Below are 21,732 nucleotides of genomic sequence, written 5' to 3' on the forward strand. Positions count from 1 at the left end.
CGCGCGTGCCGATCGACCGGCGTGCCGCTAGCCTGCTCGTCAGGACGGCCGTGGGAGCGCTCTCCCGCCGTCAGGGGGCCGCACCGGAGCGACTCCTGCGGGGGCGCGTGCGCAGCTGTCCGGGCCTGCCGACGGCGGCGGGCCCCATCCGCACGGAGGAGGCAACGATGCACCACCGCACGATGCACCATCGCCTGACAGCGCTAGCGGCCGCAGTGGGGGTGGTCGTCGCGAGCGTGGGCCTCGCGACGACCGCGCACGCGGACGCTCTCGGCCCCGCGGGCGCGCCCCTGTCCGCACCGAGCCCGAGCCCGTCACCGACGACCGCGGGCGCGGCCGTCCCCGGCCCCGACGACCTGTCGGAGGGGCAGCTCCGCGCTCTCGAGCGCGACCTGGGGCTCGATGCCGCGGGCGTCGCCGACCGGCTCGCGCTCGACGCCGTGACGGCCACCGTCGAGCGCGCACTGAGCGAGGGTCTCGGGACGGCGTACGCCGGCACGTGGGTCGACGCCGAGGCGGGCGCCCCCGTCGTCGCCGTGACCGACCCGGCGGCGGTCGCCGACGTCGAGGCGGCCGGTGCGACGGCCGTCGTCGTGGAGCACGGCCTGGCCGAGCTCGACGACGTCGCGGCCCGGCTCGACGCGACCACCACCCCCGACGCCGTCCAGGCCTGGTACGTCGACGTCACCACGAACGAGGTGGTCGTCGAGTCGCTCAACCCCGCGGCAGCGCAGGCGTTCGTCGCCGCGTCCGGCGTCGACCCCGCCGCGGTGCGCACCGAGGCCCTCGCGGCGCCGTACGAGCTCACGGCCGACGTGCGCGGCGGCGACCGCTACATCACCCGGGACCCGGGCGCGTCGTCGGGGTCGGCCTGCTCGATCGGCTTCGCCGTCCAGGGCGGCTTCGTCACGGCGGGGCACTGCGGCGCGGCGGGCAAAGAGGTGCTCACCGCGAGCTGGGCGCGGATGGGGACGGTCCAGGCGGCGTCGTTCCCCGGCCACGACTACGCGTGGGTGCGCGTCGACGCCGGGTTCTCGCCCGTCCCGCGGGTGAACAACTACGCGGGCGGCACGGTCGACGTCGCCGGCTCGGCCGAGGCGCCCGTGGGTGCGTCGGTGTGCCGCTCGGGCGCCACGACCGGCTGGCGCTGCGGCGTCATCGAGCAGAAGAACATCACCGTCAACTACGGCAACGGCGACGTTCCCGGCCTCGTGCGCGGCAGCGCGTGCGCGGAGGGCGGCGACTCGGGCGGGTCGGTGATCTCCGGCAACCAGGCGCAGGGCGTCACGTCGGGCCGCATCAACGACTGCTCGAACGGCGGCAAGTTCATCTACCAGCCCGTCAACCCCATCCTGTCGGCCTACGGCCTGTCGCTCGTGACCACGGGCGGCGGGTCGGGCAGCGCGCTCGTCGGGCTCGCGGGCAAGTGCATCGACGTCCCCGGGTCCGACTTCAGCGACGGCAAGCGCCTCCAGCTGTGGACGTGCAACGGGTCGAGCGCGCAGCGCTGGACGTTCGAGGCCGACGGCACCGTCCGCGCGGGCGGCAAGTGCATGGACGTCGCGTGGGCGGCCACGGCCGACGGCACGGCGCTCCAGCTCGCGAACTGCAGCGGCAACGCGGCCCAGAAGTTCGTGCTCAGCGGCGCGGGCGACCTCGTGTCGGTGCTGGCGAACAAGTGCGTCGACGTGCCGAGCAGCAACAGCGCCGACGGCACCAAGCTCCAGATCTGGACGTGCAACGGCACTGCGGCCCAGAAGTGGCGCCGCGCCTGACGCCTCACCCCTGAGGTGCTGAGCACGGCACGGCGGTCGCTCCCCCGCGGAGAACGAGCGCCGTGCCGTGCTCGACGGCGGGGTTGTCAGCCCGCGAGCGTGACCTCGCCCGCGGCGGCCCGCGCCGCGATGTCGGTGCGGTGGTGCGAGCCCGGGAGCACGATGCGGTCGACCGCGGCGTACGCCCGGCGGCGCGCCTCGGCCAGGTCCGCGCCGCGCGCCACGACCGACAGCACGCGGCCGCCCGAGGCGACCAGGCCGCCGTCGTCCGCGCGCGACGTGCCGGCGTGCAGCACGTGCACGCCCTCGACGCCCTCCGCCGCGTCGATCCCCGTGATCGGGTCGCCGGCACGGACGGCGCCCGGGTAGCCGTGCGCCGCGACGACGACGGTGACGGACGCGTCGTCGTGCCAGCGCAGCGGGCCGACCTCGGCGAGCCGCCCCTGGGCCGCCGCGAGCATGACCGCGGACAGCGGCGTCGCGAGGCGCGTGAGCACGGACTGCGTCTCCGGGTCGCCGAAGCGCGCGTTGAACTCGACGACGCGCGTGCCGCGGCTCGTCAGCGCGAGGCCCACGTAGAGCACGCCGATGAACGGGGTGCCGCGCCGCGCCATCTCGTCGATCGTCGGCTGCGCGACGCGTGTGACGACCTCCTCGACCAGGCCCTCGGGCGCCCACGGCAGCGGGCTGTACGCGCCCATGCCGCCCGTGTTCGGGCCCGCGTCGGCGTCGAACGCGCGCTTGAAGTCCTGGGCGGGGGCGAGCGGCACGACCGTCGCGCCGTCGCTCACGCAGAAGAGGGAGACCTCGGGACCGTCGAGGTACTCCTCGACGACGACGCACGGGTCCTCGGGCGTGCCGTCCGCCGCGCGGCGGGACGTCGCGAAGCACGCGGCGGCGTGCTCGAGCGCGGCCTGACGGTCCTCCGTGACGACGACGCCCTTGCCCGCAGCCAGGCCGTCGTCCTTGATGACATAGGGCGCGCCGAACGCGTCGACGGCGGCCGCGACCTCGTCGACGTCGCTGCACACGTGCGCGAGCGCCGTGGGGACCGACGCGGCAGCCATGACGTCCTTCGCGAACGCCTTGGAGCCCTCGAGCCGCGCGGCCTCGGCGCTCGGCCCGAACACGGGGACGCCGGCCTCGCGCACCGCGTCCCCGACGCCGGCGACGAGCGGCGCCTCCGGGCCGACGACGACGAGGTCGACGCCCAGGTCCGTCGCGAGCGCGGCCACCGCGGCGCCGTCGTTCTGGTCCACCGCGTGCAGCGTCGCGAGGTCCCCGATGCCCGGGTTCCCCGGGGCGGCGTGCAGCTCGTGCCGCTCCGCGCCCGGGCGGTCGGCCTCGTGCGCGAGGGCGTGGACGATGGCGTGCTCGCGGGCACCGGTCCCGACGACGAGGATCTTCACGGGCGCCGAGTCTACCGAGACGGCCCGGACGCCCCGCGGGGCGTCCGGGCCGTGGTCGGCAGGGGGCGTCGGCTCAGTGGATGAGGTCGTGGCGCGGGATGATCGCGTCGCGGCTCGGGCCGACGCCGATCGCGGAGATCCGCGTGCCCGACATCTCCTCCAGCGCGTGCACGTAGCGCTGCGCGTTGACCGGCAGGTCGTCGAACGTGCGGGCGCCGGAGATGTCCTCCCACCAGCCGTCGAGCTCCTCGTAGATCGGCTTCGCGTGGTGGAACGCCGTCTGGTCGAGCGGCATCTCGTCGTACCGGACGCCGTCGACGTCGTACGCGACGCAGACCGGGACCTTCTCGAAGCCGGTGAGGATGTCGAGCTTGGTGAGCACCATGTCGGTGATGCCGTTGACGCGGGTCGCGTAGCGCGCGATCACCGAGTCGTACCAGCCGCAGCGGCGCGCGCGGCCCGTCGTGACGCCGTACTCGCCGCCCTGCTTGAGCAGGTACTCGCCGTTCGCGTCGAACAGCTCGGTCGGGAACGGGCCCTCGCCCACGCGCGTCGTGTACGCCTTGATGACGCCGATCACGGAGCTGATGCGCGTCGGCCCGACGCCCGAGCCCGTGAGCGCGCCGCCCGCGGTCGCGTTGGACGACGTGACGAACGGGTACGTCCCGTGGTCGACGTCGAGCATCGTGGCCTGCCCGCCCTCGAAGAGGACGTTCTTGCCCGCGTCGAGCGCCTTGTTCAGCTCGAGCGCCGTGTCCGCGACCATCGGCTTGAGCCGGTCGGCGTACTGCAGCAGCTCGGCCACGGTCTCGTCCACGGTGATGGCACGGCGGTTGTAGACCTTCACCAGCAGGTGGTTCTTCTGGTCGAGCGAGCCCTCGATCTTCTCCGCGAGGATCTTCTCGTCGAACAGGTCCCAGATGCGGATGCCGACGCGGTTGATCTTGTCCGCGTACGCCGGCCCGATGCCGCGGCCCGTCGTGCCGATGCGGCGCTTGCCGAGGAACCGCTCGCTCACCTTGTCGATCGTGCGGTGGTAGCCCGCGATGACGTGCGCGGAGCCCGAGACGAGCAGGCGCGAGACGTCGACGCCGCGCGAGATCAGGTCGTCGAGCTCCTGGAACAGCACCTCGATGTCGACGACGACACCGTTCGCGATGACCGGCGTGACCCCCGGGGACAGGATGCCCGACGGCAGCAGGTGGAGCGCGTACTTCTCGTCCCCGATGACGACCGTGTGGCCGGCGTTGTTGCCGCCGTTGAACTTGACCACGTAGTCGACCCGGGACCCGAGGAGGTCGGTCGCCTTGCCCTTGCCCTCATCGCCCCACTGGGCACCGACGAGCACCACGCCTGGCATGGAATCCCCACTTTCGCGCTGCCTGTTCCTCGGGCCGGTCATGGTCGTGGGCGCGCACCGGCGTCCGGAGCGGAGCGGGCACGGCGTGCCCGACGGCGCCGGGCCCGCGGGCCCGAGGCGTCACCCGGGCGGCAGAGACCCGGGGACCGGCGCCGAGTTTACCGGTCGGATGACGGAAATTGACCTTCGAGGCGGCTATCGACCGCGTCACGCCCGGGATGGGCAGAATGGCCTCATGAGCGACACCCACCCGAACCTCCTCGACGGCCCCGCACCCGTCCGCCTCCCCGACGACTACGCGCACGTCCGCGACGCCATCGCGGCCGACGGCGACCCGTACGAGATCGCGGGCCGCTCGCCCGCGAGCTCGCTCGCGTGGGCCTACCTCGCCGAGGACTTCCTCCACGAGAACGGCTCGCGCGGCGCGGTGACGGCCTACGCGTTCGCGCGCACCGGCTACCACCGCGGGCTGGACTCCCTGCGGCGCGCCGGCTGGCGCGGCCAGGGACCGATCCCGGCCGACCACGTGCCGAACCAGGGCTTCCTGCGCGCGCTCCTGGCCCTCGCCGAGTGCGCCGCGTACCTCGGCGAGGTCGAGGAGGCGGAGCGCTGCGAGCAGTTCCTGCGCGACTCCGGGACCTCGGCCGACGAGGTGCGCGCGCTGCGCTGACCGGCCGCGCGTCCGCCCGGCGACCACCGGGTGGGCGCGCGACGCACCCGGGCGGCGTCTAGAGTCGTGGGCATGATCGAGATCGCCACGTCCCCCGCGACGACGACCCTCGTCATCGCCGGAGACCTCGATCTCGCCGAGCGCGACCAGTTCCCGGAGATCGCGGCACGCGTCGTCGGGCTGCGCCGTCAGCTCCTCGTCATCGACATGTGCCGCGTGACGTTCATGGACTCCACCGGCGCGGCGTTCCTCATCTCGCTCGCCGACGCCGGTCGCAAGCGCGGCGGTGCGACGGTGCTGCGCGGCTGCGACGACCGGGACCTGTTCGTGCTCGAGGTGTGCGGCGCGCTCGAGCTGTTCCGCATCGACAACGACCACCGCTGCGAGCCCGCGACGCCGCCGTCCGGCTTCGCCAAGGTCGAGCCCCCGGCCTGACGCCCGCGGGGCGTCCTAGCGCCCCGAGGGCCGCAGGGTGGCCCACACGAGCTTGCCCGACGCCGTCGGGCGCCACCCCCAGTCGGCGAGCCGCTCGACGATCTGCATGCCGAAGCCGCCCATGCGGTTCGGGTGCCCGTCCGTCGGGACGGGGGGCGCCGGGTTGGAGTCCTCGACCTCGACGCGGATGCCGTCGCCCGTGTCGAACAGGCGCAGCGCGAGGTGGCCCCACCCGTGCAGCACGCCGTTCGCGACGAGCTCCGAGACGACGAGCTCCGCGTTCGCGCTCTCCCGCACGCCCCACGCCTGGCACGTGCGCACGACGGCGTGCCGCGCCCGCCCGATCGACGCCGGCTCGCTCGGCAGGAGCCAGCGGCGGCTGCGCGGGCTGAGCACGACGGCGGACGCGTCCCGCTGCGGGTCGGGGATGCGCACGACGACGAGCGCGACGTCGTCCTCGGGGGCGTCGGCCAGGCGCGACAGCAGCTCCTCGCCCACGCCCGCGGCGTCGACGGCCGTGACCGCCTCGGACGCCGCGACGAGCGCCTCCAGCCCGACCCGCAGGGCGCGGTCGCGGCGCTCGATGAGGCCGTCGGTGTAGAAGACGAGCGTGTCGCCCGGCAGGAGCGTCGCGACGCCCGTCGAGCGGCTGCGGCCGCCGAAGCCGACGAGCGCTCCCCCGGCGTCGTCGAGCTGCGTCACGGTGCCGTCGCGCAGCAGGAGCGGCGGCAGGTGGCCGGCGCGCGAGTACTCGATCCGCCACGCGTCCTCGGGCTGCGCGGCGTCCGGCTGCGTGAGCGCCGCGTACACGAGGCTCGCGGAGCGCGGGATGCGCATGCCCTGGACGAGCTGGTCGACGCGCTCGAGCACGGGGCCGGGCGTCGTGAGCTCGTACGCGTACGAGCGCACCACCGAGCGGAGCTGGCCCATGGCGGCCGCGGCCTCGACGTCGTGCCCCACGACGTCGCCGATGACGAGGCCGACGACGTCCGGCGCGATCTGCAGGACGTCGTACCAGTCGCCGCCCACCTGGGCGTGCTCGGAGTTCGGCGCGTAGTACGTCCACACGTCGAGGCCCGTGACGTCGGCCTGCTCGGGGAGCATCGCGCGCTGGAGCGTCTCGGCGAGGCGGTGCTCGCGCGCGTAGAGGCGCACGTTGTCGATCGCGGTGCCGGCCCGACGGGCGATGACCTGCAGCAGCGTGCGCACGCCCTCGCGGGCCTCCGCGTCGGAGCCGAACCCCTGCGGCGGCGTGTCGGGCAGGTCTCCCGTGACGAGCAGGCCGAGGATGCGCCGGCGCCCCGGGACGGCCGACACCGTCACGGAGCCCGGCCGCCGCGGCAGCCCGGAGAGCCGGTGGTGGAGGTCGCGCTGGAGCCAGCCCGAGGCGGACCACTGCGGGTACGTGGCGGAGAGGTCGAGCGTCACCGGCCCCTCGATGCGCCCGTCGAGCACGTCCTGGACGCGGTCGGGCACGTCCACGCGGACGCGCGGCACCGAGCCGGTGACGGAGGCCGAGTCGCCGAGCGCGTCGGTCGCGTGCACGCCCGGGGCCAGGGGCAGGACGCCGGGCGTGTAGCGGCCGTGCCGCTGGCCGCGCCCGCTCGGGGGCGCCGCCGTGTCGACGCCCTCCGCGTACCGCAGCCCGTCGTCGTTGAGGTAGAAGCCTGCCCAGTCGACGACGTACCCCGCGAGCAGCGCCGTGATGTCGCGCAGCGCGTACGGCTGGTCGAGGTCGGCGAGGAGGTCCGAGCTGCGGGCGACGACGTCGAGCACCGCGCGCTCGCGCCGCTCGAGCGCGAGCGACGCGACCTGGGCGGCGTACCGGTCGAGGTGCTCGGAGACGTCGACCTGCGCACCGACCCAGTGGGTCACCGCGCCGTCGGGGCCGGTGAGGGGCGCGAGCGAGAGCTGCGTCCAGACCGCTACCCCGTCGCGCCGGAACGTGCGCACCGTGTAGGTGAGCTCGCGCTCGTCGGCCACGGCGGCGCGGAGCTGCTGCGCGTCGACGGGGTTCGCGAGGAGCGACTCCAGGACCTGCGGGCTGCGGCCGAGCACCTCGGCGGCGGTGAACCCAGTCTGCCGCTCGAACGCGCGGTTGACCCAGACGATCGGCATCTCCGCCGACCGCGGGCCCGTGACGAACATCGCGACCCCGGTGGCGTCCATCGCGCGCGTGCACAGCTCCTGGACGTGCGCGGGCAGGTCGGTGCCGAGCTCCGGCGAGCTGCCCATCGTCACCTCCGACGGTCCGAGCGTCGATCGTCTGGAAACGGACGCCACGGTCGCGTTACTGTCCCGACTGGACATTCAACCGTAGATTGGTGCTTCCCGAGACCGGAACCGGTCCGGACCACGCCAGAGAGGAGCGCCGGTGCGCGAAGGTACACCCCCGGCCGCAGACCGCCCGGTCGGCGTCGCCGGCGACCCCGCAGGAGCGGGCGACCCCGCGAGCGTGCACGTCATCGTGGGCACGACGCGAGCCCGCATCGTGCTCTCGGGCGAGATCGACGCCGACCTCGGCGCCGACCTCCAGGAGGCGACCGCCGCGGCGGAGGACTCCGGCCTGCCCGTCGAGATCGACGCCCACCACGTGACCTTCATGGACTCGTCGGGTGTGGCGTTCCTCGCACGTCTCGCGTCGCGCGGCCCGCACCGCGTGCGCGTCCTCCGCGCCCCGCCCACGGTGCGGTTCCTCCTCGAGGTGACCCGCATCGGCGAGCTGCTCGACATCGTCGACGTGGACCCCGGCTTCGACCTCGACGAGCCTCCCGGCAACGGCGCGGGCACCACCGACTGACGCTCGTGGCCGCCTGACGCCCGTCGTCGGGCGCGCGCGGCCGCAGCACGACGAAGGCCCCCGGTCCTCACGGACCGGGGGCCTTCGTGCGACGCGGGCCCGGAGCGGACTCCGGGCCGTGCGGCGTCAGCGGATCTTGTTGCCCGCGGAGCGCAGCTGCTGCGACGCCTCGATGATGCGCGCGGCCATGCCGGCCTCGGCCAGCTTGCCCCAGGCGCGCGGGTCGTAGGCCTTCTTGTTGCCGACCTCGCCGTCGATCTTCAGGACGCCGTCGTAGTTCGAGAACATGTGGCCGACGACGGGGCGCGTGAACGCGTACTGCGTGTCGGTGTCGATGTTCATCTTGATGACGCCGAAGTCCACCGCCGCCGAGATCTCCTCGGCCGTGGAGCCGGAGCCGCCGTGGAAGACCAGGTCGAACGGGTTCTCCTTGCCGACCTTCGCGCCGACGGCCTCCTGGATCTCCTTGAGGATCTCCGGGCGGAGCTTGACCGCACCCGGCTTGTACACGCCGTGCACGTTGCCGAACGTGAGGGCCGTCAGGTAGCGGCCCTTCTCGCCCGTGCCGAGCGCCTCGATCGTCGCGAGGCCGTCCTCGACCGTCGTGTAGAGCTTCTCGTTGATCTCGGCCTCGTGGCCGTCCTCCTCGCCGCCGACGACGCCGACCTCGATCTCGAGGATCGTGCGCGCCGCCTGCGAGAGCTCGAGCAGCTCGGCCGCGATGGTGAGGTTCTCGTCCAGGGGGACGTCCGAGCCGTCGTACATGTGCGACTGGAACGTCGGCAGGCCGCCGTTCTTCACCTGCTCGGCCTCGATGGCCAGGAGCGGGCGGACCCAGGAGTCGAGGTTCTTCTTGACGCAGTGGTCGGTGTGGATCGCGATCTGCACCGGGTAGTTCTTCGCGACCTCGCGCGCGTACGCCGCGAGCGCGAGCGAACCGGCGATGCGGTCCTTGACCGTCGAACCCGAGCCGTACTCGGCGCCGCCCACGGAGACCTGGATGATGCCGTCGGACTCGGCCTCGGCAAAGCCCTGGAGCGCGGCGGTGATGGTCTGCGACGAGGTGATGTTGACGGCCGGGTAGGCGAACGAGCCTGCCTTCGCCCGGTCGATCATCTCGGCGTAGACCTCGGGGGTTGCGATGGGCATGCGGAGCTCCTGTGGAGTCGTGCGGGGTGGACTGTCAGGTCAAAGTCTGGCATGGATGACAGCGCGAGGTCAGGGCCGTTCGACCTGTGGTCCCCGGATGACCACGCCTCTACCTCGGCGGCCCTGTGGGCCCCAGGTGCTGCGCCGCCCAGACGTGCAGGGCGATCGCGCCGGCGGCGCCGGCGTTGATCGATCGGGTCGACCCGTGCTGCGTGATGTGGAGCACCGCGCGGCACGCCTCGACCGCCTCGGGCGTCAGCCCGGCCGACTCCTGGCCGAGGAGCAGCACGCACGACGCGGGCAGCGCGTAGCCCTCGATCGGCACCGACCCCGGGACGTTGTCGACCCCGAGGAGCGGCAGCGCCTCCCCCGCCGCCCAGTCCGCGAGGTCCGCCACCGACGCGTGGTGGTGCACGTGCAGGTAGCGGTCGGTGACCATGGCGCCGCGGCGGTTCCACCGCCGTCGCCCCACGACGTGCACCCCGGCCGCGTTGAACGCGTTGGCGGTGCGGACGACGGAGCCGATGTTGAGGTCGTGCGCCCAGTTCTCGATCGCGACGTGGAGCCGGCGGGCCGGGTCGCGGCGCGCGTCGAGGTCGGCGACGACGGCCTCGACCGTCCAGTACCGGTAGGCGTCGACGACGTTGCGGCGGTCGCCGTGCGCGAGCAGCTCGGGGTCGTACCGGGGGTCGAGCCGCGTCGCCCCGGGCGGTCCGGCGGGGTCCGGGACGCGGGGCCACGACTCCGGGCCGCCGGGCCACGGGCCCACGCCGACCTCGCGCTCGTCCGCCTCCCGCTCGCCCGACTCGCCCGCGCTGCTCGCCATGGCGCACATTCTGCCGGGACCTGCAGGCCCGCCGTCGCCGGACCTCCACGGCGGGTGCACACCCACCGCCGGGCCGCGCGGCCGCGCCCGGCTACGCTGGTGACCCGTGACCACCCTCGCCGAGCTCGCCTCCGCCCTCCCGGGGGCCGCGCACGCCGCGAGCCTCGGCGCCGCCGGACCGGTCGCCGCCCTGGGCCCGGACTGGATGGACCCGATGACGCTCATCGAGCGCTTCGGCGACGCCGCGCTCGTCGGGATCGTCGTCGTCATCTTCATCGAGACGGGCCTGCTCTTCCCGATCCTGCCGGGCGACTCGCTGCTGTTCACCGCGGGCGCGCTCGTCGCGCAGGAGTCGCTGCAGATCAGCCTGCCCGTGCTGCTCGTCCTGCTGTTCGCCGCGGCGTTCCTCGGCGACCAGACGGCGTACCTCATCGGACGCACCGTCGGGCCCAAGGTGTTCGACCGGCCCGACTCCCGGTTCTTCAAGCGCAAGTACATCGACCAGACGAACGCCTACTTCGAGAAGTACGGCGGCCGGACGATCGTCATCGCGCGGTTCGTGCCCATCGTGCGCACGTACGCCCCCGTCGCCGCGGGTGTCGGCAAGATGCACTACCGGCACTTCGTCGGTTTCAACGCGCTCGGCGCGCTGCTCTGGGCCGTCGGCCTCACGTGGCTCGGCTACCTCCTGGGGAACATCACGTTCGTCAAGGAGAACATCGAGGCGCTCGTCCTCCTCATCGTCTTCCTGTCCGTGCTGCCCATGGTCGTCGAGGTCTGGCGCGGGCGGCGGGCGGAGAAGCGGGCGGCGGCGCTCGAGGCGCAGGTCGCGGCCGACGCCCAGCAGAGGACCGGGGTCGCGGAGGACGCGACCGCCGTCGGCCAGGCCGACACGGACGGGAAGGACGCCTGACATGACACGAGAGATCACGAGCTGGCTCACCGACATGGACGGCGTGCTCGTCCACGAGGGCCACGCGATCCCCGGCGCCCCGGAGTTCGTGCGCGCGCTGCGCGACAAGGGCCGACCGTTCCTCATCCTCACGAACAACTCGATCTTCACGGCGCGCGACCTGCGGGCGCGCCTCGCGACGTCGGGCATCGACGTGCCGGAGGAGTCGATCTGGACGTCGGCGCTCGCGACGGCGCAGTTCCTCACCGACCAGATCCCCCAGGGCAGCGCGTACGCCGTGGGCGAGGCCGGGCTGACGACCGCGCTCTACGAGGCCGGCTACACGCTCACCGAGTCCGACCCGGACTACGTGGTGCTCGGCGAGACGCGCACGTACTCGTTCGAGGCGATCACCAAGGCGATCCGCCTCGTGCTGGGCGGGTCGCGGTTCATCTGCACCAACCCCGACACGACCGGGCCGTCGCAGGAGGGCCCGCTGCCCGCCACGGGCGCCGTCGCGGCGATGATCACGTCGGCGACGGGCCGCAAGCCGTACTTCGTCGGCAAGCCCAACCCGATGATGTTCCGCTCCGCGCTCAACCGCATCGACGCCCACTCCGAGACGACCGCGATGATCGGCGACCGGATGGACACCGACGTCGTCGCGGGCATCGAGGCGGGCCTGTACACCTACCTCGTCATGACGGGGTCCACGACGATGTCCGACGTCGACCGCTACCCGTTCCGGCCGAGCAAGGTCGTCGACTCCGTCGCGGACCTCGTCGACCTCGTCTGAGGGCCGCCGGGCCGGTCCGGCCGGTCCGGCGCTCCCGGGAGCCCCGCACGCACGACGACGCCCGGTCACCGCGAGGTGACCGGGCGTCGTCGTGCCGGGGACCGGGTCAGGCGGCCGCGGCCACCTCCGCGCGACCGGCGCGGCGGCGGCGCACCGCCAGGAGGGCCGCACCGGTGAGCAGCAGCGTCCCGGCCAGGAGCACGAGGCTCCCGGCGTCGGAGCCGGTGGTGGCGAGGGCCCCCGAGTAGGCGTCGCACTCGACGTCGCCGCCGACCGGGAAGCTCACCGTCACCGGCGAGAGCGCGGTCCCGGCCTCGTAGAACCCGGCGAACGCCTTCGCGCCGGCGGCCGTGAGGGTCGCGGGGACGCCGCTCCACGTGATCGTGGAGCCCGACGTCGCCTTCTTCCCCGACATGTCCAGGCTCGCGAACGCGACGCCCGTCGACGAGGACTTGTTGCCCTCCATGTCGCTGCTCTGCACGTCGACCACGAGCGTGCCCGACGAACCGTCCACGACCACCCGCGGGTTGCTGATCCGCAGGTCGAGGATGCCCTCGTGCCCGGAGAACGACACCGACCCGCCGAAGCTCGCGCGGCCCTTACCGAGGTCCGTGTTGAACGAGCCCTTGCCGCCGCTCCACGTGAACGCCGAGCCGCCGTCCCGCACGCCGTCCGTCGAGACCGAGCCCTTCGCGATCGGGCCGGTGACGTACGACCGGAACCGGTCGCTCACGCCCCACGAGAGGGTCGCGCCGCTGACGCCCTGCGCGAAGCACTGCTCGGCCGCGCTGCCCGACCCGGAACCGGTGCCGGTCGTGCCGGCGCCCACGATCGTGAGGGGCGCGGACGCCGTGTGGTCCGCACCGACGAGGAGGAGCGTGTGCTCGCCCGGCGCGACGTCCTTCGGGATCGTCACGGTCGAGCTCGCGGCGCCACCGGCGTTCGCGGTCGTGCCCGTCGCGAGCGTGCGCGGCGTGGAGCGGAGCTCCGTGCGGATGCCCGACTCGCGCGCACCGAACCCGACGCCGCTGATCGTCACCTCGTCGCCCGGGCGTGCCTGCGCCACGGAGAGCGTCGCCTTCGTCAGGTCGGTCGTGCCACCCGGGAGCGGCATCTCGGTCCCGCCGCCACCGCCGCCCGGTGCGGTCGAGGCCGCGCCGACGGTGAACGTCACGGGCGCGAGAGGATCGCCCGCTGCGTAGAACCCCGAGAAGGCGGCGGAGCCCGCGGCCGTGAGGGTCGCCTCGGCGGCCCGGTAGGTGACCGCCCCGTCCTTCGCCGTCGAGGCAGGCGGGAGGGACAGCGTCGCGAAGGCGACACCCTTCTTCGCGAAGGTCGTCCCGTCGAGGTTCCTCGACGAGACGTCGAGGACCAGCGTCGCGGACCGCGGCCCGTCGATCCGCACGCGCGGCTCGGAGACGGTGAGGTGCAGCAGACCGCCGTGGCCCGAGAACCGCACCGTCCCGTGGTAGCCGGTCGTGGTGCCCGTTGCGGGCGCCGCCCACGGCGTCGACTGGCCGAACGCGAACGCCGACCCGTCGCGCGTGGCCCCCGCGCTCACCGCCACGTCGCCCTTCGCGACCGGGCCCTCGATGTAGTCCACGAACGAGCCGCGCACGCCCCAGGTCAGGCTCCCGACGGTCGTCGGGACCGCGGGCTGCGGGTCCACGGGAGGAACGACGACGGGCTTGGTGGTCACGGTCAGCGTGGTGCTGCCGGTCAGACCGAGCTCCGACGTGACGACGACGGGGACGGACCCGGCGGGGGTGCCGGCGGGGACCGTGAGCACGAGCGTCGCGCCGTCGCGGGAGTACGACGCCGGGGCGCCGTCGAGCGTCACGGCCTTGACCGCGTCGTCCGCAGCGAGGCCGTCCACGGTGAGACGGACCGTCGAGCCGGCCTCCACCGTGATGGACGCGGGCGTGACGGTGAGCGTGCCCGGTGCGTCGTACGCGACGGGGACGAAGAGCTCCTGCGCGGCGTTGCTCACGCCGCCGGCGCCGTACGTGTAAACGCCGTAGCGCCCGCCCTCGAGCGCGGCGGGGTTCTTCACGACGAGACGCGCCTCGAACGTGCCGTCCGGCGTGATGTCCGTCCACTGCGCCCGGACCACCGACTGGTACTGCGCGGGGACCTGGTCGAGCACGGGCTCGGCGAGGGCCCACACCTGCGAGCCGACCTTGCGGGTCGACGCCGCGGCGCCCTCGGACGGCCGCCACTGCTCGGCGAAGCTCCCGAACACGACGTAGGTGCCCTGCGGGAGCGTCGCCGGGATCGGGACGCCGCGCCCGCCGACGTTCGCCGCCGGGTCGAAGCCGGTGCCCCGGACGACGATCGTGTCGCCCGCTGCTACAGGGGTGTCGCCGAGCGGCGTCGTGCCGTCCGCGGCGAGCACCGAGATCTCGGGCTCCCACACGGGCGCCTCGGGCTCGGTCGTGAACGCGACGGGCGCGTACAGCTCCTGCGCGGCGTTGACCGTGCCGCCCGCGGCGTACGTGTAGACGCCGTACCGGCCGCCCTCACGCTCGAGCTCGCTCGCGACGAGCTCGGCGGTGAACGTGCCGTCCGGCGCGAGCTCGGCCCACTGCCCGCGGATCGCGGACTGGTAGCGCGGGTCCACCTGGTCGAGCGCCGCGGACGAAAGGGCCCACTGCTGCGAGCCGGCCGTGCGCGCGCTCGACGGGGCACCCTCCGACGGGCGCCAGTCGGCCGCGAAGCTGCCGAAGACCACGTAGGTGCCGGCGGGGATGCCGCCGGAGATCGGCGGGCGGTTGCCCGCCGGCGCGACGTTCGCGGCCGGGTCGAAGCCCGAGCCCTTGACGACGATCCTGTCGTCGGGGCGGACGGGCGCGTCCCCGAGCGGCGTCGTGCCGTCGGCGGCGTAGAGGGTGATCTGGGGCTCCCAGACCGGCTCAGGCGCCGTGCCGCCCTGGACCGCGACGGGCGTGAACGTGTCGAGGCTGCGGTCGGTCGCCGAGAGGCCGTGCGCGGCGGAGGTCGCCACCACGTACTGCTTCGCCGGGTCGAGCTTTCCGGCCGGGACGGTCAGCGTCGTCGTGAACGCGCCGTCGCGCACCTGCTGCGGCATGACCCAGCCCTGGGCGAGCCAGCCGCTCGCGACGAGAGGGCCGCTGCCGTCCCAGATCGAGGCGTCGCCGAGGAGCACGTACGCGCCGTTCGCGGCGCCTGCGCCGACGAACCCGGTGCCCTGGATCGTGAACGTGTTCTCCACCGCCGGGTCGACGGGCGCCGACGGCGACACCGTGACCGCGGGTTCGACGGCAGGCTCGGGCTCGGGCTCGGGCTCCGGGGCGGTCACCGTGTGCGCGACGGCCGCGGAGGCCGAGGCGACGAACGCGGCCGGGTCGGCGGGCGCGAAGGCGGCGCTCAGCTGGTGGCTGCCCGGGGCGAGGGCCGCGGTCTCGAGGCGCGCGACGCCGTCGGCCACGGGAGCGGTGCCGAGGGCGGTGCCGCCGTCGCGGAACTCGACCGTGCCCGCGGCGGCGGGCGCGACGGTCGCGGTGAGCGTCACGCTCGCCCCGGCCGCGGACGTGCCCGCGGGCGCCGCGGCGAGCGTGGTCGTCGTCGCCTGCGCGGGCGCCACGGGCTCGGGCGACACGACGCGGGCGGTCAGGGTCGACAGGGGCTTGCCCGCGTACGACGCGAAGTACGGCGAGACGTTCCCGAGCGTCCCGACGACGGTCCCGTCCGCCATGAACGTGACCTCGTCACCGGCCCGCGTCGCGGTCACCGTGACGTCGGCGACCTTGACGTCGTTGCCCGCACCGGCGTTCACCGTGCCCGCGAAGTCCGCGTAGACCGCGCCCGTCGTCGGGCCGGTGAGGTCGAGCCGCACGTCGGAGATCGTCACGTCGAGCGCGCCGTGGTGGCCCTCGTACCGGGTCGATCCACCGAGGCGGATCGATCCCGTCCCGGATGCAGCGTCGTAGCTGCCGGACGCGGGACCGTAGGACGCCTGGCCGCCCTGGAGCGGCGGGGTGATCGTGCCCTGGGCGATGCCGCCCGTGACGTACGACGTCCACGAGTCGACGAAGTTCCAGGTGGCCGACCCGCCGGTCACGTCGGCCGCGGCCGCCTGGGCCGGGGCGCCGGTGCCGGCGACGGTGAGGCCGGCGGCGAGCGCCGCGGCGAGGAACGAGGCGAGGGCGCGTCGGACGCGTCTCGGCGATGAAGTGCGCACAAGGTCTCCCGTGCTGGTCCGGGCGAGGTCCCGGCGGGGAGCGGGACCGAGAAGGGAGCGTGCTCACGCTCCGCCGAGACGGACCATATAAGGGTCGCCTCACCAAAGCAAGGTAAGCCTGACCTATCGAGATGTGACGCGCGCCTCCTCCCGCCACGACGACGCCCCGCGGCCCAGGAGGCCGCGGGGCGGTACGCCGCGTCGAGCGGCGGGAGACGGAGCGGGAGGGGCTCAGGCGAGGCCGAGGTCCTCCAGGCTGAACAGGTAGTGGTACGGCACGCCGAGCGCCTCGATCTTCGCGCCCGCACCCGTGGCACGGTCGACGATCGTCGCGACGCCCGCGACCTCGCCCCCGGCCGCGCGCACGGCCTCGATCGCCGTGATCGGCGAGCCGCCCGTCGTCGTGGTGTCCTCGACCACGACGACGCGCCGGCCCGCGACGTCGGGGCCCTCGATCTGGCGCTGCATCCCGTGCGCCTTGGCCGCCTTGCGCACCACGAACGCGTCGAGGTCCTGACCACGGGACGCGGCGGCGTGCAGGAGGGCGGTCGCGATGGGGTCGGCGCCGAGCGTCAGGCCGCCGACGGCGTCGATCTCCGCCGTGCCGAGCCCTTGCTCCTCGAGGAGGTCGAGGAGCTGGTGGCCGATGAGCGGCGCCGCGCGGTGGTGCAGCGTCACGCGGCGCAGGTCCACGTAGTAGTCCGCCTCCTTGCCCGAGGAGAGCGTCACGCGGCCGTGCACGACGGCGAGCTCACGGATGAGGCCGAGCAGCTGCTCGCGGGGGGTCGAGGCGAGCGTCGAGGCGGGGTCGGTAGTCACGACCGCCAGGGTATCGGGCCCGCCCCGTGCCTAGCGGTACTTGCCGATCGCGCGGACGGCGGAGCGCGGCATCGCGCGCAGGGCCGCCGACGCGACCCGGTACCGCACCGACGGCGTGGAGATGACGACGCCCCGCCGCACGTCCGCGAGCGCCTCCGCGACGACCCGGTCGGCGTCGAGCCACGCGAGGTCGGGGAGCACGGACTTGTCGATGCCCGCGCGGTCGTGGAACTCGGTGTGCGTGAAGCCGGGGCACAGCACGGTCGCCGTGACGCCCGTGCCGTGCAGCTCGACGGCGAGCCCCTCCGTGAAGGACCGCACCCACGCCTTCGCCGCCGCGTACGTGCCGCCCGCGGTGAGGGCCGCGACCGACGCGACGTTGAGGATCGCGCCGCGCCCGCGCTCCGTCATCTGGCCCGCCGCCGCGTGCGACAGCACCATGACGGCGCGGACCATGACGTCGAGCGCCTCGAGCTCGACGTCGAGGTCGCCCCCGACGAAGTGCTGGTGCGTCGCGAAGCCCGCGTTGTTGACGAGCAGGCCGACCGGGCGCTCGTCCGGGCCGCCGGCCGTGGCGAGGCGCTCCGCGACGCGCGCGACGTCGTCGGGCACGGAGAGGTCGGCGCGCAGCACCTGGACGCGCACCCCGGCCGCGGCGCGGATCTGCCGTGCGGTCTCCTCGAGGCGCGCCTCGTCGCGCGCCACGAGGACGAGGTCGTGCCGCGCCGTGGCGAGCTGCCACGCGAACTCCAAACCCAGGCCGGCGCTCGCGCCGGTGATGAGTGCTGTCGCCATGGTCACAGCCTACGGGCGCCCGGGTGACCCGGGCGCCCGCAGGCGGGGTGGAGTCGTGTCACCGGGCCGGCGGCTTCACGGCGAGCACGGGGCACGCGGCGCCCAGCAGGATCTGCTGGGCGGTGGAGCCGAGCACGAGCTTGCCCACGGGGGTGCGGTGCCGCACCCCCACGACGACCAGGTCGGCGTCGACCTCGGCCGCGACACCGAGCACGACCTCCGCGGGCAGCGCGGAGGACTGCAGGTGCCGCACCTCGTGCTCGACGCCCGCCTCCTCGAGGATCGTGCCGACCTCGACGAGCTGGTCGTGGTCGGCCCAGCGCGGGTCGACGAGCCGGTCGCCGCGCGTCGTGTTGACCACGACGACGCCGGTGCCGAGCAGGACGGCCGCCCGGGCCGCGGCCCGCGTCGCGGCGGTCCCGAGCTCGCCGGGCGCGTAGGCGAGGACGACGGTCATCAGCGCACCTCCTGGTCCTGGGCCTCGACGCGGACGTCCTCCGCGAGCGCCGCGAGCTCGGCGCCGGTGCGGCGCTCGCGTCGGCGCAGCCAGAGGCCCGCGAGGACCACGACGGCGACGAGGGCGTAGGCCGTCGCGGCGAACGGGCTGGTGACGAGCGTCGTCAGGTCGCCCTGGCTGATCGCGAGCGAGCGGCGCAGGCGGTCCTCGGCCATGGGGCCGAGGATCATGCCGACGACCATGGGCGCGACGGGGTAGCCGTAGCGCCGCATGAAGAACCCGATCGCGCCGATGACGAGCAGGATGAGCACGTCGACCGGGGAGAAGTTCAGCGCGTACGAGCCGAGCGCGCCGAACAGCAGGATGCCCGCGTAGAGGTAGTGCCGCGGGATCTGGAGCACCTTCACCCACATGCCCACGAGGGGAAGGTTGAGCACGATGAGCATGAGGTTGCCCACGTAGAGGCTCGCGACGAGCGCCCACACGAGCGCGGACTGGCTCTCGAAGAGCAGCGGGCCCGGCTGGATGCCGTACGACTGGAACGCGACGATGATGATCGCGGCGGTCGCCGTCGTCGGGAGGCCGAGCGTGAGGAGCGGCACGAGGACGCCGGACGCCGCGGCGTTGTTCGCCGCCTCCGGGCCCGCGACGCCCTCGATCGCGCCCTTGCCGAACTCGTCCTTGTGCTTCCCGGCGGACTTGCGCTCGGCGGCGTAGGACAGGAAGGTCGCGACGTCGGCGCCGCCCGCCGGGATGGTGCCGACGGGGAACCCGATCGCCGTCCCGCGCAGCCACGGCTTCCAGGACCGCCGCCAGTCCTCGCGCTTCATCCAGGAGCGCCAGCCCTTCTCGACGGGGATGACGTGCACGGGACCGTGCCGCAGGCGCGACCCGACGTACAGCGCCTCGCCCACCGCGAAGAGGCCGACGGCGACGATGACGACGTCGATCCCGTCGGCGAGCGTCGGGACGCCGAACGTGAACCGCTGCTGGCCGGTGAGCGTGTCGGTGCCCATGAGCCCGAGGAACAGGCCGAGCGACAGGGACGCCATGCCGCGCGGCACCGACGACCCGAGCAGCGCGCCGACGGTCACGAACGCGACGACCATGAGCGCGAAGTAGTCGGGCTCGCCGAGCTGCACGGCCCAGCGCGCGACGTACGGCGCGACGAACGTCAGGGCGACGGTCGCGATGGTGCCCGCGACGAACGAGCCGATCGCGGCGGTCGCGAGCGCGGCCGCCCCACGGCCCATGCGGGCCATCCTGTTGCCCTCGAGCGCCGTGACGATCGACGACGACTCGCCGGGCGTGTTGAGCAGGATCGACGTCGTCGACCCGCCGTACATGCCGCCGTAGTAGATGCCGGCGAACACGATGATGGCGGCGGTCGCGTCGAGCGAGTACGTGAGCGGCAGGAGCAGCGCGATCGTCATCGCGGGGCCGATGCCGGGGAGCACCCCGACCGCGGTCCCGACGAACACGCCGAACAGCGCGTAGAGCAGGTAGACGGGCTGGACGACGGTCGCGAACCCGTCGAGCAGCGCGGTGAGGTTATCCACGGAACCAGGTCACCCCCTCCAGGAGCGGGCCGGGCGGGAGCGACAGCCCGAGCACGCCCCCGAACAGGACCTGGATCACCAGGGCCAGGACGAGGCCGAGCACGGCGGCGCGCCACCACGGGCGGGCGCCGAGGACGATCGCGGCCCCGGCGAACAGGAGCGTCGCGGCGAGCGGCCACCCGACGAGGTTGATCGCGTAGACGTGCACGAACAGGACCGCGCCGAGGAGACCGACGGTCAGCCAGTCGGTGCGGGCGTCGGGGTCGACGTCCTCGCCGTCCTCCTCCTGGCCGCCGTGCCCCCGCCAGACGGCGACGAGCAGCACGAGGCCGGTGGCGAGCAGCATCGCGCCCACGAGGTAGGGGAACGCCCGGGGACCGAGCGTGTTCGCCGAGCCGGGCACGACGATCGTCCCGGCGTCGAGGAGCACGAACACCCCGAGGGCGGCGGTGACGCCGGCGACGACGAGCTCGCCGGGTCGCCGCCGGGGACCCGCGGCGGGGGTGGCACCTGCGGGGTCCCCGGCGGCCGGGCCGTCGGCGGGGTCGCCGACGGCCGTCGCCGGCGCCGGCCCGGGGCGGGGCTCGGCGTCGGACGGTCCTGGCTCGGGAGCCGCGGCGGACGACCCCGCGGACGGAGCCTGCGACGACCCCGGCTCGCGCGACGCGTCGGGTGGCGCGTCGCGCGAGGCGCGACGCCTCGTCACGGCGTGACCAGGCCGACGTCGGTGAGCGTCATCTGGATGTCGGCGATGTTCTCCGTGAGGAAGCCGTCGAACTCCTCGCCCACGAGGAACGCGTCGTCCCAGCCCTTCTCCTCGAGCGTCGCCTGCCACTCGTCGGACGCGACCATCTCGCTGACGAGCAGCTCGAGGGCGGCGCGGTCCTCGTCGGAGAGGTCGCCCGGCGCGACGACGCCGCGCCAGTTCGTGAGCTCGACGTCGTACCCGGCCTCGGTCATGGTCGGCACGTCGGGCAGCAGCTCCGTGCGCTCGGCGCCCGAGACCGCGAGCGCCCGGACGGTCCCGGCCTTGACCTGCTCCGCGTACTCGCCGACGCCGGAGATCCCGGCGCTGACCTTGTTGCCGAGCAGCGCGGCGAGCGACTCGCCGCCGCCCGAGTAGGCGACGTAGTTGAGGAGGCCGCCCACCTCGGCCGACGGCACGTCGGCCGCCTGGAGGAGCATCCCCGCGAGGATGTGGTCGGCCCCGCCGGCGGAGCCGCCGGTGATGGAGACGGACTTGCCGTTCGCCACGACGTCGTCGACGAGGTCCTCGAGCGTCTGGTACGGCGACGACGCGGGCACGACGACGACGAGGGGCTCCTCGGTGAGGCGCGCGATCGGGGTGGTGTCCTCGATGCGGGCCTGCGACTCGTTGGTCTCGACCGCGCCGACCATGACGAGGCCCATGACGAGCAGCGTGTGGGGGTCGGTGGTGTTGGCGAGCGACGCGAGGCCGACCGTGCCGCCGGCGCCGCCGACGTTCGTGACGGTCGCGGTGCGCACGAGCCCGGACCCCTGGAGGTCCTGCTGCATCGCGCGGCCGGTCTGGTCCCAGCCCCCGCCGGGGTCTGCCGGGACGACGATCGCGAGCTCGTCGACGGACGCGGCGGCCTCGCCGGACGCGTCGCCGGAGCCGCCCGTCGTGGGGGCGCTGGGCTCGAGGCCCGAGCACGCGGCGAGACCGAGGACGAGTCCTGCGGCGAGCGTCGCAGTGAGTGCGTGCCGCGGGCTGACGGTGTGCCCGGAGCGCGGGCGGACGACGGATCGCATGTCTCCTCCTTGAGCG

At 74.2% G+C, this 21,732-nt stretch carries 18 protein-coding genes; 6 read left to right on the forward strand and 12 right to left on the reverse strand.

The genetic code is table 11. The annotated features are described in order from the left end of the window. Positions 1-167 precede the first annotated feature (167 nt). Positions 168-1,775, forward strand: coding sequence for a ricin-type beta-trefoil lectin domain protein (locus B8281_RS01095; RefSeq protein WP_232322634.1), 1,608 nt, complete (start codon positions 168-170; stop codon positions 1,773-1,775). A gap of 86 nt (positions 1,776-1,861) precedes the next feature. Here the strand turns inward: B8281_RS01095 and purD are convergent, their stop codons facing one another. Both purD and B8281_RS01105 read right to left on the reverse strand, forming a co-directional pair. Further along, positions 1,862-3,184 carry a phosphoribosylamine--glycine ligase gene (gene purD / locus B8281_RS01100; RefSeq protein WP_085386638.1) on the reverse strand — a complete coding sequence of 441 codons (1,323 nt, stop codon included), beginning with the start codon at positions 3,182-3,184 and terminating at the stop codon, positions 1,862-1,864. Positions 3,185-3,257: 73 nt separating this feature from the next. After that, on the reverse strand, positions 3,258-4,544 hold the full coding sequence (locus tag B8281_RS01105) for an adenylosuccinate synthase (RefSeq protein WP_021482868.1): 1,287 nt from the start codon (positions 4,542-4,544) through the stop codon (positions 3,258-3,260). Positions 4,545-4,779: 235 nt separating this feature from the next. On the opposite strand from B8281_RS01105, the gene B8281_RS01110 reads away from it, so the two are divergent. Next, the gene (locus B8281_RS01110; RefSeq protein WP_043653884.1) at positions 4,780-5,214 is read left to right on the forward strand and encodes a DUF3151 domain-containing protein; all 435 of its coding nucleotides are present in this window, start codon (positions 4,780-4,782) and stop codon (positions 5,212-5,214) included. Between the two features lie 72 nt (positions 5,215-5,286). Continuing rightward, positions 5,287-5,649, forward strand: coding sequence for an STAS domain-containing protein (locus B8281_RS01115; protein ID WP_043653881.1), 363 nt, complete (start codon positions 5,287-5,289; stop codon positions 5,647-5,649). Positions 5,650-5,664: 15 nt separating this feature from the next. Here the strand turns inward: B8281_RS01115 and B8281_RS01120 are convergent, their stop codons facing one another. Beyond that, on the reverse strand, positions 5,665-7,884 hold the full coding sequence (locus B8281_RS01120; RefSeq protein WP_085386639.1) for a SpoIIE family protein phosphatase: 2,220 nt from the start codon (positions 7,882-7,884) through the stop codon (positions 5,665-5,667). Positions 7,885-8,023: 139 nt separating this feature from the next. Here B8281_RS01120 and B8281_RS01125 point away from each other — a divergent pair, with 139 nt between their 5' ends. Beyond that, positions 8,024-8,449, forward strand: coding sequence for an STAS domain-containing protein (locus tag B8281_RS01125; RefSeq protein WP_021482033.1), 426 nt, complete (start codon positions 8,024-8,026; stop codon positions 8,447-8,449). A 126-nt stretch (positions 8,450-8,575) separates the two neighbouring features. Here B8281_RS01125 and fbaA read toward each other — a convergent pair whose 3' ends face one another. Together fbaA and B8281_RS01135 are read right to left on the reverse strand one after the other, a co-directional pair. Next, positions 8,576-9,598: a class II fructose-bisphosphate aldolase gene (fbaA, locus tag B8281_RS01130; RefSeq protein ID WP_021482032.1), complete on the reverse strand. Its 1,023-nt coding sequence runs from the start codon at positions 9,596-9,598 to the stop codon at positions 8,576-8,578. Between the two features lie 109 nt (positions 9,599-9,707). Then, the gene (locus B8281_RS01135; protein ID WP_085951314.1) at positions 9,708-10,424 is read right to left on the reverse strand and encodes an RNA methyltransferase; all 717 of its coding nucleotides are present in this window, start codon (positions 10,422-10,424) and stop codon (positions 9,708-9,710) included. Between the two features lie 106 nt (positions 10,425-10,530). On the opposite strand from B8281_RS01135, the gene B8281_RS01140 reads away from it, so the two are divergent. Continuing rightward, positions 10,531-11,337, forward strand: a complete 807-nt coding sequence (locus B8281_RS01140; protein WP_332306507.1) for a VTT domain-containing protein — start codon at positions 10,531-10,533, stop codon at positions 11,335-11,337. A 1-nt stretch (position 11,338) separates the two neighbouring features. Beyond that, the gene (locus B8281_RS01145) at positions 11,339-12,112 is read left to right on the forward strand and encodes an HAD-IIA family hydrolase (RefSeq protein WP_021482670.1); all 774 of its coding nucleotides are present in this window, start codon (positions 11,339-11,341) and stop codon (positions 12,110-12,112) included. 106 nt (positions 12,113-12,218) lie between these two features. On the opposite strand, the gene B8281_RS01150 is transcribed toward B8281_RS01145, so the two are convergent. The 7 genes from B8281_RS01150 to B8281_RS01180 form a co-directional block, all read right to left on the reverse strand. After that, positions 12,219-16,313 (reverse strand): HtaA domain-containing protein, encoded by a 4,095-nt coding sequence (locus B8281_RS01150; protein WP_085386640.1) that lies wholly within the window; start codon positions 16,311-16,313, stop codon positions 12,219-12,221. A 231-nt stretch (positions 16,314-16,544) separates the two neighbouring features. Beyond that, positions 16,545-17,132: an orotate phosphoribosyltransferase gene (gene pyrE / locus B8281_RS01155; RefSeq protein WP_021483023.1), complete on the reverse strand. Its 588-nt coding sequence runs from the start codon at positions 17,130-17,132 to the stop codon at positions 16,545-16,547. A 30-nt stretch (positions 17,133-17,162) separates the two neighbouring features. Next, a complete protein-coding gene (locus tag B8281_RS01160) occupies positions 17,163-17,927 on the reverse strand; it encodes an SDR family oxidoreductase (RefSeq protein WP_085386641.1) in 765 nt (254 codons plus the stop codon). A gap of 58 nt (positions 17,928-17,985) precedes the next feature. Continuing rightward, positions 17,986-18,384 (reverse strand): universal stress protein, encoded by a 399-nt coding sequence (locus B8281_RS01165; protein WP_034655300.1) that lies wholly within the window; start codon positions 18,382-18,384, stop codon positions 17,986-17,988. After that, positions 18,384-19,943 carry a tripartite tricarboxylate transporter permease gene (locus tag B8281_RS01170; RefSeq protein WP_021482991.1) on the reverse strand — a complete coding sequence of 520 codons (1,560 nt, stop codon included), beginning with the start codon at positions 19,941-19,943 and terminating at the stop codon, positions 18,384-18,386. Before B8281_RS01170 ends, B8281_RS01165 begins: the two co-directional genes overlap by 1 nt. Beyond that, entirely contained in the window at positions 19,936-20,649 is a 714-nt protein-coding gene (locus tag B8281_RS19630) for a tripartite tricarboxylate transporter TctB family protein (protein WP_085386642.1), read from the reverse strand. The genes B8281_RS01170 and B8281_RS19630 overlap by 8 nt, the downstream gene beginning before the upstream one ends. Beyond that, complete coding sequence (locus tag B8281_RS01180; RefSeq protein ID WP_085386643.1) at positions 20,646-21,716, reverse strand: tripartite tricarboxylate transporter substrate binding protein; 1,071 nt, start codon at positions 21,714-21,716, stop codon at positions 20,646-20,648. The genes B8281_RS19630 and B8281_RS01180 overlap by 4 nt, the downstream gene beginning before the upstream one ends. Positions 21,717-21,732: the final 16 nt, after the last annotated feature.

Source organism: Cellulosimicrobium sp. TH-20 (assembly GCF_002105775.1).
Lineage (GTDB): Bacteria > Actinomycetota > Actinomycetes > Actinomycetales > Cellulomonadaceae > Cellulosimicrobium > Cellulosimicrobium funkei.